We start from the raw sequence: 14,364 nt of genomic DNA, 5'->3' as shown, positions 1-14,364 counted from the left end.
TTGAACAACAGCCTTAAAGTCCCCTGTACCAACTAACCCCATGGAATGCAGAGGGAATAAATCGGCTATCGATTCCTGTGTAAAACCTGTAAATGCATTTCCTTGGGAATAGCTTTATACACAACTTTTCGCACCAAGTAACGTACCGCGGATACTTATCCCCCATGTTACCCTTGAATCCGCTCAATTTCCCGTTGTACAGACGAAGGTGGATAGCCCATAATTTTTTTAAACACCCGGTGGAAATGGGCTTGGTCGCTGTAACCAAGATAGTCCCCAATCACTCCTAAGGTCAGCTTCGTATTGAGGATCAAATCAAGCTGCATGAATGCGAACTTGATGTAAATAGGTGACAGGTTGGTTTAAGTATGTATGAAAAAAGGCTACACCGTCCTTAAGTGCGGAATATTATTATTTCAAAAATTTCATAATATTATTCCGATTAAACACGTAGGAATTATTAAGGTTCAATATATATCTACATATTATGTTTCTCATATTTGCAAACAAGAAACTGGCACTACGTTAAGAATCCCGACTTCGCATTGTAGTCAAAGTCGGGATTCGAATTATAGTGGCTAATATTATGAACGGTAGTTATTCTTCAATAACCTACTCTTTCACAGATCCCCTCCTAATGCCGTGAATATGACGATCCATTCCTATAACAGTATTCTGAAGGATAATCAGTTTTTTAAATCAGCCTGAGAGAGAGAATTACACGCACTCAAATGTCCTCCTAAAGGAAAAAGCCATCTTGGCAGAGATAGAAATCACCTCCAAAATGGCTTCTTAATCGTTCTATAAGCGAGACATGATGCAATCGTCGACATAGTAGTCAGAACGATCTGTTGCATTTCGAATTAAGATGACCGCATCCGTTAGAGTGCTCCAATTGGCATCCACGGTTCCCGTCAGCAACGTCCAACCACTATCCGTGATTGTTCCTTGCATAACCGTCTCATGCCATGTGCCATCATATTGCAAGGACACCGTCACATTCGCCGTTTTGGATCCTGAAGCTGCTCGAACCCACGCGGAAATATTATAAGTCCCTTTGCCTGTTGTCTGCAGAACGTTTTTAATATTCTGGCCTATGAAGGCATCGTCACTCGTACGATTGGAAGCGAGCAGAACTTTGCTGCCATCGATGGGTGAAGGGCTGCTCTGTGTTGTCATGGTTGTATTCCAAACCATCCAATTCGATGTTCCTCCTTCAAAGCTGGCATTCTGCAAAATATTGGAGGTTTTGCTCATATAGGTGTTATCTACATAATAGTCAGCACTATCTGACGTATTGCGAACTAAGAAGATAGCATCATCCAAGGAGCTCCAAGTCACGTTCACAACGCCCGAAATCTTCGTCCAGCCAGAGCTGTTCATTTGACCCGGTATTTTGAACTCTTTCCACGTACCGCCTGAATTCACCGACAATACGATTGATGCATTCTTCGTCCCTGATACAGAACGGACCCATGCGGATATGTTGTAATTGCCTTGCCCATACTTTTGCAGAAGCGCTTTGACATTCTGGCCCGCCCAAGAATCCGTTCCTAATGTCCGATTAGACGCATAAAGCGCTTTGCTGCCGTTCTGAACGGGGGAAGTAACCGATGAGATCGTGGTCCCCCAAGTCGTCCAATTGCTCGTATCGCTTTCATAATTCGGGTTCGCGAGCATATTTCCAGCCAACTCCGTATCATAATCCATTTCTGCTTTCCCCAGCGTTGGGTTATAAGAAGGTGAGACTAATAGCATGGATTGCCCGTCGACAGAGGGTAAAAGGGATGGGCTGTAGCCTCCGAAATAACTCGTGTTAAAACTAAACGGCAACGGTACAGCTGACCAAGTACCAGTGCCATCGCTGGCACTGTTCACAAACATCACCTTACCAGAATCGCTATCCTCTACGCCTGCTGAGGTGAACAGTTTTTTCGCCAAGATATACACTTTGCCATTCGCATTGACGATGTCAGCCGTGCTGTTAAAATAGCGACCTTGGCTATCAGTCGGCTTCGTCCCCATGCTGGTCGCCGTCCCCCAGTTCACGCCATCCGATGAAATACGTGTATACATATTGCAGCCAGGTGTACCGCACACTTCATAGGCTGCCATGTAGGTACCATTATTCAGCTTCGCAATTCGTATCATGCCGGGACGATAATCATTGTTCGCGATCCCGATGTCTAGATGCATGCTGCCCCACGTATTCCCACCATCCGTCGATATAATATGCCCTAGAAACTGGCTGTAACCCTGTGATTGGCTTCGTTCATCCGACACATAAAGCGCGAGTTCACCAGCTGCGTCCACGATAAATTCAGGCTCCCAGGTGTTTCCACCCGTAAATACCGTTGTCACATACGCCCATGTTGACCCGCCATTGATACTGCGATAGATACGGGTTTCACCTTTCGAGGCATCATTGGCATTAAAGATCGTGTTCGCATACAACAGGGTATCAGCAGCGTAACTGCCCAGCTGTTGTGGGAATGCAAATAACGTTTCGCAGCAGCTTTCCAGACTGCCTCCTGTATTAATATCAGAACCAAGATCTACGGTACTAAATGAGGTCCACGTAAGACCGCCATCTGTACTTTTTTTGATCGTGGCATACCGATTGTTATTGGCATACGTCGCTAGCAATGTTCCGTTGCTCAATCGAACAACACGCGGATAAACCAACTCATGACTCGGGTCCTTCTCCATATATTTCCCGTATCCGTCCGCTAAGGCCTTCGGTGTCCATCCGTTCAATCCTAACACTAAGCTAAAAAGCAAAGTAAACATCATAACCCCTATTAATGATCGCGCTTTCATAAATAGTCATCTCCTACATTGAATTTTTTCTTACCGACAATGGTAGTGCTCGAACTGTTGCATCACCCCTTTCAAGCTAAAAAATGAAGAGAGAAACCGGTCCAATCGAGGAAGATCGGAACCGGTGTTACTCAGCTTTTCACAGCACCATTAACAATGCCATCGAAGATATACTTCTGCAGAACAATGAACATCACAACTGTCGGAATAATAATTAACAACGAGGCCGCAGAAATCATGTTCCATTGCGAACCATAGGCATCCGTATACTTCGTTAATGTTGTGGAAATCACGACCAATTTCGAAGAAGGCATATACAGGTACGGTGTGAAAATATCATTATAAATGCCGATCGCTTTCAGGATAATAACCGTCGCTGTGGCAGGACGCAGCAGAGGGAATATGATCGTGCGATAAATTCGAAATAAGCTAGCTCCATCGAGATAGGCACTCTCGTCCAATTCCCTAGGAATACTACGGATAAATTGCAGATAAATATAGATTTGCACAACGTCGGAACCTAGATTCAGCAGAATCATCGCAAAGTGGGTATTGAATAACCCCAAATTTTTGATAATCGTAAAGGTTGCCACTTGTGTTGTGATGCCTGGGACGATGAAAGCGAATGTGTATAGCGCCATAATCCACTTTCTGAGTCTAAATTGGAATCTGCCAATGGCGTAAGCGGCCATCGTTCCGATTAAAACATTTCCAAGAATGGTAACAATCATGATGAATAGGATGTTGATAAAAGCGAGCCCAAGATGTGCTTTCTTAATGACGGAAACGAAATTAGCCATATTGAACCAATCCGCAGGAAGCATAAACGGGCTCGTGACCGAGAACTCTCTTGGTGTTTTGAGTGCAGCAATCAGTAGGAGCAGTATTGGTAACAGAATCACAATTGCAGCGATGATTAGAATAAGGTAATCCAGCGCTTGGAGCCACAGTGGCTTCTTCATTCCTCTCCCCCCTTGCTTCCGATTAATTTCTGCTGCAACGTAACGGCTACCACGACGAGAATTGTGAAGACAATACCGAGTGCAGATGCGAGTCCAAAGGACTGGAATTTAAAAGCGGTGTCCACCGTCTTTGTAATGAAGGTATCACTTGCGCCGAAGGGGCCGCCCTTGGTCATGATGAAAGGAAACTCGAAAGCACCAAGCGCACCGGATAAGTTTAGGAATAAGCTGAGTTCAATTAAGGATTTGATGCTTGGCAGTGTAATGTACCGGAAGGCTTTGAATCCTGTTGCCCCATCGATATTAGCTGCTTCATATAATTCATTAGGTATCGATTTAAGCCCACCATAGAAAATCACGAGCGTTACACCGGTGTATTTCCACACAGCGATAGCTGCCATCGTATGATTCACCAAGCTGGGACTGCTGAGCCAATCTTGAATCCAAGATTCCAACCCAAGGCTGTTCAATAGGATATTGACGGCCCCGCCATCCGATTTGAACACGTATAAAAACATAAAGCCAATCACAGTACTATTAATAATGTACGGCAAAAAGATAACACTTTTGAAAAAATTGCCGGCGCGTATTTTCCCATTTAAAATGACTGCTAGATAAAGGGCTAGAGCGATTTGAACAAAACCGAAGATGAAATAGGAAAAGTTATGTGAAAACGTTCGAAAAAACACAGGATCCATGAAGATTTGACGATAATTCGCCCAGCCAATCCATTCTTTCACCACGCTTGTGCCATCCCATGAAGTAAAGCTTAAATACAAAAGATAGCATGCTGGATATATCGAAAAGACAAGTAAGAGTCCCACCGGAACCGTCAGAAACAAAATTAAGATAAGCGTTTTCTGCCATTGATAAGACATGCTTGACATACGATCCCTCTCCGCTCCCTGTAAGTCAATGCGGCTATCCAAGACGAACTAGAGGATAACCGCACTGCTTTCAGCCTATTTATAATTTATTTCGCTGCTGCCGCTCTTGCCGCTGCCCATTTTTTATTGTAGTCATCATAAATCTTTTGAATTTCAGCATCATCTTTGGCGATCAGTCCACCTTGATAGAAATCTTGCATGTTAATTTGCGCTTTGTTAGTCGTTGTGTTCGTAATATCTTTCGCGTTGCGCTCCATGTACAATTCCGGTTTCGCATCCATAAATTCTTTGATTTGTGGTATTGTCGATGTTTTGGATTTTAACGCTGGAATCAAACCAACTTTATCCGCATAGTTGGACTCTTCCAACAAATATTTGATAAATGCTTTGGATGTCTCTACATTTTTGCTCGTTTTGGTGATACCGATCGTCCAGCTCTTTTGCATGAACGCAGCAGGTTTACCTTTGTTATCTAACGGAAGTGCGAAGAAACCGACGTCACTCATTTTCATACCCGCTTGCTCAAGTCCACCGAAAGCCCAGTTCGCGTATGGCAGCATCCCAACTTTGCCAGAGATGAAGCCAGATACGGATTGGTCATATGTCCCGTTTACGAAATCTTTCTCGAAATAGCCTTTATCTTTTAGCAAGCGTAAGAAATTCACGTACTCACCATCAGGACTTGTTTTCGTGAAAGGCGTATCTGTTTTCATAAAATCATCACTATACGTTGGATTACCGCCTGCCGCATGAATCGCAACTGTTGCCAAATAACTCATCGGCCAGCCGTCTTTGAAGGACAAATAGATCGGTGTGACGGATTTCGCTTTCAGCTTTTCGGAAGCATCAAACAGTTCATCCAATGTTTTGGGAACCGCTGTAATGCCGGCATCAGCAAACGTTTTCTTGTTATAGACAATCCCGTGTGCAAAGGATCCTTCTACAACGCCGTACATTTTGCCGTCTAACGTAACTTGATCTGCGAAATACGTTGTATCTTTGTAGCCCATATCGTCAATTGGCAAGAAGAAATCTGGCCATTGGGTCGTCGTAGGGACGATTTCTGCATTGTAATACATCACATCTGGCAGATCATTCGAAGCAAGTCGTACTTTCATCGTTTTTTGGTATTCTTTGATTCCGCTGATTTCTACTTCCGCATCTGGATACTTGGCGTGAAACCCTTTTGCTACTTCATCAAAAATAGCTTGTGAATCCGGACGATTCGTTGTAAATGTAATTTTACCTTTTACTTTGGATTCTGCTTTCGCCGTGGAAGCTGCTGCTGGGCTAGTTGTCGCTGCCGCCGTACTTGAAGCTGCAGGTTTGTCATCTTGCTTCGCACATCCGGTTAATGCAAGACCTGCAACGAGCGATCCTGCTAGGGATAAAGTTACTAATTTTTTCAATGTGTGACCCTCCTGATTTATATGATGTTATCGCTTACATCCTTATCATACTAAGCTTTGTAAGCTGTCGGTAGGTGGCTGAAATTCGATTTTCCTGACTCAATTACGAATCATGAAAACGGTCTCAACACAGGGTGTCACGGTATTGCTTAACGGATTTCCCCACGCGCTTTTTAAACAATTGATTGAAGTAATCAGGGTCCTGATACCCCACACATTGCGCAAGTTCGTATAATTTCATCATCGGATTCTGTTTAATAAAGAGCTTCGCCATATCCATTCTCACTTGGATCAAATAGTCAGTAATCGTTATGCCTGTCTCTTGTTTAAACAGATGACTCACATGGGCAGGACTCAAAAAGACACGTGCCGATAAGCCGGGTAAATTCAGCTCACTACAGTATTCTTCCGTTACGATCTGCTTCACCATGCGAATCACTTTCTTCTCTTCTGACTCTGGCACGACTGACTTTCGTTTCATATCCAACAGCTTCTCAAAAATACTAAATAGCTCCTTCGTATTCACCGGCTTCAATAAGAAGTCCGCTGCTTCAGAGCGAAGCGCTTCTCGAACGAATTCAAATTCATTGAAGCCGCTGAGAACAATGCTCGAAATGGCCGATGTCCGCGAACGCACCTCTTTAATCAAGGTTAAACCATCCATGATTGGCATTTTCACATCCGTAACAATGACATCTGTCTCTTCCAGTCCAATACCAGCCAAAGCCTCTTGGCCATTCGTATATCGCCCGATGATGCGATAATCATCCGATGCCGATGTGATTAGTATTTCTAGTCCTTCCAGAATCGTAGGTTCATCATCTACAAGTACGATATGTAGCAACATAAATTCACTCCCCCCATGATGGTTGATTGCACATCGTTACCGTAACCGTCGTCCCTTCCCCTAACCTGCTCTTCACTTGTAACCCATAGGATTTGCCATATTGAATTTGGATGCGCTGATGAACATTTCGTAGTCCGATTCCTTTATCGGATTTCCTGACATTCTCGCTCGGGTGCTCCAGATGCTGTTGTAACTCCACTTCCTGCTCAGAGCTCATCCCGATCCCATTGTCGCTAATTGTGAAACGGATTCCTTCCTCCTCTTGGATGCCAACAATCGTAATCAGACCATCGCCAAGCTTATGTTCAAGACCGTGATATATCGCATTTTCGACAATGGGTTGAAAAAGTAATTTGATCACTTTCGCTTGCAAGAGCGGTTCGGGAACGTCCAGCTGCAATTTAAATTTATTGCGAAACCGATGGTTTTGCAGCTGAATATAATTATCCAAATGGTCTAGCTCTTGTTGGACAGTCACTTGCTCATTTTCACGTAGTATGCCGTAACGCAATAAATTGCCAAGCGTATACGTCATATCCGCAACGTCAACATCCTTGTTGATGATCGCGCGCATGCGAATGGTTTCCAGTGTATTGTAAATAAAATGGGGATTAATCTGCGCTTGAAGCGCTTCGAGCTGGGCAACCACCTTCTTCATATTGACGATATACACTTCTTGGATCAGCTCTTGGATACGTGTAATCATCTGGTTAAAGGTCGTGCCCAATGTGCCAATTTCATCCCTATATTTAACTGGGAATTTGGCCTCCATCGTGCCAGATTCAACGGTACGCATCACACGCGTGAGCTTGCGAAGCGGCTTGGTTAAAGCATTCGCTGTGAAGATGGCAAGCACCAACGATAACAGTCCAACAATTAAGATAACCATCAAAGTCACGTTTCGTATGATCGCAGCTTCTTTAAACAGCGATTGGGTAGGAATGAGCGAATAAAACATCCAATCTGCATTTTTCAAAGGAGTATATAGAAAGATATAGGATTTATTAGCGATTTGAATATCCCGCCAACCCCCTGTTTCTCTGTTCACCGTGTTAATCAGTGCTGGAGGAAGTTCCACACTCGTATTCTGATTTCTGTAGATATTAAGACCATTCGCATCCAAGATATACGAACTGCCATGTGTAATATCATTCAATCGGTCGACGGCATCCCCAATGACACGAATATCCGAATCAACAATCACGGTCCCTAAGGATTGGTAAGTCCCCAACTCGCTGTCACGAATCTCCCGAATCACAGAGAAAATCTCTTTGGGACGCCCGAAGGTATCCAGCATCGTTTCGGTCCCTTGAACGACAGCCGATCCATTCGCACTCGCCACGATCTTCTGAAATTGTGAGAAGCGTTCCTCCGTATTAGCCCGAACCGCAAACCGTTTGTCGTTATAAAAGATGTTGCCATCCCGATCAAGGATATAGACAGCGTCATTGCCTTTTCTCATATTGTTCATAAAACGCAAATAAAACGCGATGCTGTCTGAGCGCTCTAGATAGGGGCCAGGCTTCATTAGCAATTGTTGAAGTTCTCTGGAGTAGATCGGAATCGCCGTAATGGACTTCATTTCGCCAATATAATCGTCCAACCGAGACGTCATTTGATTGGAGGATTGCATGATGAGCTCAATGGCTTTCTCTTTTAAATTACGGGTGTAATTTTGATACGAAACAAGTCCTGTCGTCAACATCGGTACGATGACGAAAATAATGATAATGAGCGACAGCTTTTTCTGCATGCTCATATTCAGGAAAAAGAGCTTTAGGTGAGTAAGCATGCGGCTATCCTCCTGTCTTAATGGCCCCCTATTAACGAGTGCGCCGTCCTCTAAAGTCACGATCTAAAAAAAAGATGCAAATTTGCATCTTTCTTCCATATTTATCCTTTTTATTGCATATCCTCTCCGGATGAAGTCCCTGCTTCCATCGCCCTTTTATTTTTCTTATACATGTCAATATAGTAAGCAAGCACCTTGTTATACCCCAAATGCTGCACTTCACCCTGAACTTCAGCTTTAAGACTCGCGAATGTCACTTCATTTTTGGCTAGAATCAGCTTAGGAAAGATCGTTTGTAAATAATTATCAATCTGCGATTGGATTCTTTGAATATCATCGGGAGGTGTCGTAGGGAGTGCGCCAAACTTGTCATAATCAAAATAGTTCAGTTGGATTTCCCCCCTGCTCACAAGACGATCCACCACTTCACCTGGATAGGAAGCACCATACTTGGACGAATAGGCACGATCTAACTCCGTTAAATTATCCTTAAAAGCATCCGCAGATAAGCTATAATCGATCGGCACCTGATACAAAGGATCCATCGCGCCATTGGTGTAAGATTGATAATTGTTGTATTTCCCAATCCCTGTGCGCACGCTGTAATTTTTGTCTTCTTTCCTAGCTTTGATGGTTTCCTGCTTCAACCTCGGTTTACCATCAACGACTTCCCAATCACGATCTTGAATGCCATTGATCATCAATCTGGAGCCTTCGTAGGACAACAAGTAGTTCAGGACATCCATCGCCCGCTCTGGGTTTTTACTGCTTTTCGTAATGGCCCATGCGAGGTCTGCGTTGCCATTCATACCGTATTCACCTACGTACGGCGTTATGCCAGGCACAGGTGGAAGCGGTTCCCAACCTTGCAGCGGCTTTCCCGCATCCACGAACAATTTATTGGCATCTCTCACGCCCGCCCAAGACCATTGGTCGAATAAGACTTGGTTATTTTTCACCTTATCCCTATGATTATCGAACTTCATCAAGAAGGAGTCAGGATCAAGCAGCCCGAGTTGATTCGCCTGAAAATAGAAATCCATCGACACCCAGAACGAATTGCTGTTATCCAAAATACTTGAAGAAATCTCTAAAGTTTTGTTGTCGACATCGATGAGACCTGCCGTCGAGCTCCTGCCGTAGAACCGGGAACCAAACTCGCGGATCGCCGGATCCAACCCGAAATCAAAAAGCGGCGCAAGCGCGTACACCTTCTGTCCCCTCTCATTCGTCGGATGTCGATCTTGCATCTCTTTCAGGATGGGCAATAAATCCAACAGTTGCGTGTAAGGTGGGTAGCCTAATTCCCTGTAATAATCCCAGCGGATGTTCCATCCAGGTGAATCATATTTGTAATCGGGGGCTGGCTTGCCCGCTGATCCCGGTATGAAATAGAGCTTGTTACTGCCACGGCTCAAGTTCCTTTTACTAAAAGCTAGTCGCTCAGGCATTTCCTTCGCTAAAGTTTGTCCATGCTGTCCAAGTAACTCATCTAACGCGATCACGTTGTTTCCTTGTATTAATTGATCCATGTATTTACGTTCGGTCACAATAATATCCGGGAGATCTCCGCTAGCTAACATGACTTCGAACTTGCTGTCTTCCGGTTTGGACTCGATATCGATCGCAATGCCCGTTTGACGTCGTATTTCCTTCGCAACATCATCGTTTTGGATGCCTGATTCGAAATTGAATGCAAATGGCTTGCCAAAAATTTTCACTGTTGCTGCTTTCTGAGGATCATCCTGATGGGCTCTATGATCACCTATTGAAGGCTCGTCTTCTTGCTTCGTACAACCGACGATGACCACGAACATAACCATGATCGCAATTCCTATTCGTTTCAACCATTGCTTGACTATGAAGGCAGTGCCTCCTTCCGTGATCTCTCGACCATCCTATTGTATGTAGTATAAAAAATAGAAACCATTCCCTCCATAACGGATCGAATGAAAAGGTGCACATTCTCTCTATCTTAAGAGACTGGCTTACGAATTAATACTATAATCTAGGACATTTCGTCAGATTTCTGGCACTTTCGTCAGCTGTTTCCTTCGATTTGAATCGGAATTCTCACAATCACAACTGTCCACTTACTCTCTTCGCTTTCTAATCGCATGCCATAGTGGGAACCAAATAGCAGCTTCAATCGACGATTCGTATTGCGCAATCCAATTCCGAACTGATCACCAGACGCTCGAACTAATTCTTCCTCAACAGGCTGATTAATCCATGTATGAAGTTCTTCAAGACGGTCCTCAGGAATACCGCAGCCCGTATCCATAATCCGTATTTCCAACGAACCCGATGCCTCATCTTTGCAAATGTCGATCTCGATGCTGCCCATATGGTTATGATGCATTAGTCCATGTTGGATGCTGTTTTCTATGATCGGCTGGAGCGTAAACTTGGGAATCAACGCGACTGCCAGAGTTTCCGGTAAATTAACGTGCCAGAGGATGCCTTCTCCGTATCTGGCGTTCATGATATGCATGTAATTACGTACTAATTCGATTTCTTCTCGAATCGTACTTAGTGATTTCTCATCACTATAGACTGGTTTGAGTAAATTACCCAACGCGGTAATGATCTGCTCGATATTACTCGCTTTCAGCACGGCTGCCATCCACCTAATGGTGCTTAGTGTATTGAATAAGAAGTGCGGATTAATCCGATTGTATAAATTCTGAACCTCGATATAACGCTTCTCCTGCTCGAGCCGCTGAAAGCCCTGAATGCTTTGCGACATCCTATTGAATCCACGACTGAGAACCCCCCATTCATTCCGATCATCTACCGGAACCTTCTGGTTAAGATCGCCATTTTCCATCGCGGACATGGCCGCGGACAAATGGACTAAAGGCTTCGTGATGCGACGAATGAGCATAGAAGAAAGGATCATCGCCAATAGGATACCAATGACCACTACGATAATAAGTTGACGGTACAGCGTGAATATGTCCTTACGAAACTCACTCACAGGTACACTTTTCATAAGTGTCCATTCGTTTGAAGCCATTGGGAAATAGACAACTTCTTTATTTCCCACCTCCAGACTCCCGTATGACATGCCCGTAAAATGGCTGAACACGTCGCTTTGCGTACCGATTTGCATTCGGTTAGGATGGGCGATAACTTGGCCATTGGCGTCCGCCAAATAAACGTCTCCACCCCTTTCCAAAGAAAGATTTGCGAATAGATCCGTTACGGCATCCTCTTTGACATTCATGACAACAGTCCCAGCCATCTTCCCACTGAAACGCGCTTTAATCCCTCTTGCCGCACTAATGAGATAGCGTCCGTCTTCCGATTCATGGTCTAGCTCATTCATGGCATGATCGTACAGACTCGCTTTAATTCCCCCGGCCCACACGAGTTTAGGCATCTTATCAAGGGTATTCAGCTTGATCGCTTCGTAAAATTCCGGCGTGTAGCGTTCACGAATTTCCTGCGGCGATAAGGTTGTCGTATTTCTCGAAATCGTTGTTCCCAGTACTCGACCATCTTCGGTAAACAAGTAGATCGAATGTAAGAACTCATAGTTTTGCAAGAGCGCAGTAAACTTCTGAGCAATCGCCCGCTTCAGCACAATTTCATCGGCCTGATTTGAATTATTACTTGGCACGGCTTCCATGAACCCGTTAACATCTTCATCCACCAATAATGTCTTACTAATCTTGTCCACTTCCGCACGAAAACCATTGATCGTGAATTCGGCTTGTTGAAATAGTTGGACGGTTGAGTTCTCTGTTCTTTTTTGGAGAAGCTGAAGTACCCCATGATAGGTAAACCAAGTGCTCAGCGAAAGGATAGCGACTGAAATAATAAGAAATGAAACCGTAAGCTGTCTGCGTAAACTTCCCCCTAACCAACTTCGTAGTTTATTCATCGACGTCCACATCCACATCCTGAATGTGCTGTTCATTTCTAAATTCCCGTGGGCTCATCCCCGTAACCTTCCTGAACGTACGGCTGAAATAGCTGTGATCCGCAAAGCCAAGCATATCCGAGATCTCATACGAGCGTAAGGAAGAAGAGAGCAGCAGTTCTTTTGCTTTTTCCACACGATAATGCATCCAATACTCAACGAATCCGATACCCATTTCTTTTTTGAAAAGGGTACTGAAGTACTTCGCGCTCATTTGAACCGTATCCGCAATTTGTTGCAAGGAAAGCTCCTCGTTATAGTGCGCTTCAATATAATCAACAGCTCGCGAAACCTCTCTGCTAAGCTTGGGACGCTTACGAATCAGTTGACCTATTTCTTGCAGCTGCATTGTAAATAGGTTGACGCTTTCTGACAAGGTCGTTGACGCTTTCAATTGCTCGGTATATTCTGCAAGCAGCATCCCCGCGGATTCAGGTGACATTCGGCTGCCAAGAACAATCATATGAAGCCAACGCTGAAAGTAGCTTTGAACGGTTTCCTTCGTCGGCTCAAGATCACGTAATAATTCCCCAAGCGTTCGTTCATATTGCTTGTAAACGGCTTGCAACGGCTCCGGCCATTCGTTTAAGATAGCCTTCAATTGGGATTGGACTTCTATGGCTATTATTCCTTCTGCGCGCAGACCGTTCCCTATGAATAAATTCTGGTCTGTCCCCAACCAATACTTCGCTTGCAGCAGTTTAATGCCTTGCTCATATTGACGCTTTAATACACCGTATCCGCTTTCGGGCGCCGAAATGGCAAAGGTAACCGTCACATTAAAATAGGTGAGCAGCACCTTACGCATATGTGCCAGAATGGTTTGAATAACAGCCGTGATCTCATGCTCACTGGTTATATCCTCGAAGCTGAAGAGAGTAAGAAATCTCGATTCGGAATCGAAAATGATTTCTCCACGATCGTAGTGAGCGAGTACCTCTTCCAGTATATTTAGGAGCGACATACGAATCAGCTGCCCTTTATGATCTTGATATCGCTCTTGGAGCTTATCATACTGATCAATTTCCATCTGAACGGTGACCAGCCGCGATGGTGTTAGCCTCAGCCCATGCCTCGTGACGATGTCCGCAAATTCAGTCTCGGAATAGCGATTACGAAACAGAAAATCCTTGCACAAGTGTTCTTTCACGACATCTGAATCAATGTGCTGTATGGTCATTTGTGTCGTTGTTCGCTCATCCAATTCTCGCTTCAACTTGCTTAGGAGTTGTGCAATCTCTTCATTCGTCATCGAAACCTTAATTATATAACCGCTTACGTCCTTATTCATCGCCTCACGAGCTAATTCAAATTCGACTAAATTAGTCAAAATGACGATCTTCAGATCGGAATCCGTCTTCCGAATATGGGAAATTAAGGCCATGCCATCCATTAGAGGCATTTTGATATCCGTGATCAGTATATCTGGCTTGTACTCTTGATAGGCTTCTAGCGCTTCCTGGCCATTCGCCACATCGGCAACCACGTGCATGCCATATTTTTTCCACTCCAGAGTATGTTTAATGCCTATTCGGACAAGCATCTCGTCTTCTGCAATGATCACTTTGTATAATGATGTTCCCGACATGCTTGCTCCCGCCTTTCTTCTAGCATCCTATACCCCTTATTGTCGTCGCACTCGCATAAAAACGCAAACCATTTTCATACTAGCTACATTGGTGGCTGCATAGGAAAGCGAAGGCAGAGTGTGCAACCACT

The 14,364-nt window shown here is 44.3% G+C and carries 10 protein-coding genes; all 10 read right to left on the bottom strand.

What is annotated here, in order from left to right:
- Positions 1-167: 167 nt before the first annotated feature.
- A complete protein-coding gene (locus A8709_RS35645; RefSeq protein ID WP_084224795.1) occupies positions 168-326 on the bottom strand; it encodes a helix-turn-helix domain-containing protein in 159 nt (52 codons plus the stop codon).
- A gap of 475 nt (positions 327-801) precedes the next feature.
- Entirely contained in the window at positions 802-2,820 is a 2,019-nt protein-coding gene (locus A8709_RS09850) for a carbohydrate binding domain-containing protein (RefSeq protein WP_065852185.1), read from the bottom strand.
- 131 nt (positions 2,821-2,951) lie between these two features.
- The gene (locus tag A8709_RS09845) at positions 2,952-3,782 is read right to left on the bottom strand and encodes a carbohydrate ABC transporter permease (protein ID WP_065852184.1); all 831 of its coding nucleotides are present in this window, start codon (positions 3,780-3,782) and stop codon (positions 2,952-2,954) included.
- Positions 3,779-4,660 (bottom strand): carbohydrate ABC transporter permease, encoded by an 882-nt coding sequence (locus A8709_RS09840; RefSeq protein ID WP_244163144.1) that lies wholly within the window; start codon positions 4,658-4,660, stop codon positions 3,779-3,781. The genes A8709_RS09845 and A8709_RS09840 overlap by 4 nt, the downstream gene beginning before the upstream one ends.
- A gap of 95 nt (positions 4,661-4,755) precedes the next feature.
- Positions 4,756-6,078: an ABC transporter substrate-binding protein gene (locus A8709_RS09835; RefSeq protein WP_065852182.1), complete on the bottom strand. Its 1,323-nt coding sequence runs from the start codon at positions 6,076-6,078 to the stop codon at positions 4,756-4,758.
- A gap of 124 nt (positions 6,079-6,202) precedes the next feature.
- Positions 6,203-6,925 carry a response regulator gene (locus A8709_RS09830; protein WP_065852181.1) on the bottom strand — a complete coding sequence of 241 codons (723 nt, stop codon included), beginning with the start codon at positions 6,923-6,925 and terminating at the stop codon, positions 6,203-6,205.
- Positions 6,926-6,929: 4 nt separating this feature from the next.
- Positions 6,930-8,717 (bottom strand): sensor histidine kinase, encoded by a 1,788-nt coding sequence (locus A8709_RS09825; protein ID WP_065852180.1) that lies wholly within the window; start codon positions 8,715-8,717, stop codon positions 6,930-6,932.
- 110 nt (positions 8,718-8,827) lie between these two features.
- Positions 8,828-10,564 (bottom strand): type 2 periplasmic-binding domain-containing protein, encoded by a 1,737-nt coding sequence (locus tag A8709_RS09820; RefSeq protein WP_141692480.1) that lies wholly within the window; start codon positions 10,562-10,564, stop codon positions 8,828-8,830.
- Positions 10,565-10,758: 194 nt separating this feature from the next.
- Entirely contained in the window at positions 10,759-12,606 is a 1,848-nt protein-coding gene (locus A8709_RS09815) for a cache domain-containing sensor histidine kinase (RefSeq protein WP_065852178.1), read from the bottom strand.
- Positions 12,599-14,233 (bottom strand): response regulator, encoded by a 1,635-nt coding sequence (locus A8709_RS09810; protein ID WP_065852177.1) that lies wholly within the window; start codon positions 14,231-14,233, stop codon positions 12,599-12,601. Before A8709_RS09810 ends, A8709_RS09815 begins: the two co-directional genes overlap by 8 nt.
- Positions 14,234-14,364 lie beyond the last annotated feature (131 nt).

The sequence above is a fragment of the Paenibacillus pectinilyticus genome, from assembly GCF_001700435.1.
Classification (GTDB): Bacteria; Bacillota; Bacilli; order Paenibacillales; family NBRC-103111; genus Paenibacillus_E; species Paenibacillus_E pectinilyticus.
This window is presented reverse-complemented; position numbering and strand designations above follow the sequence as displayed.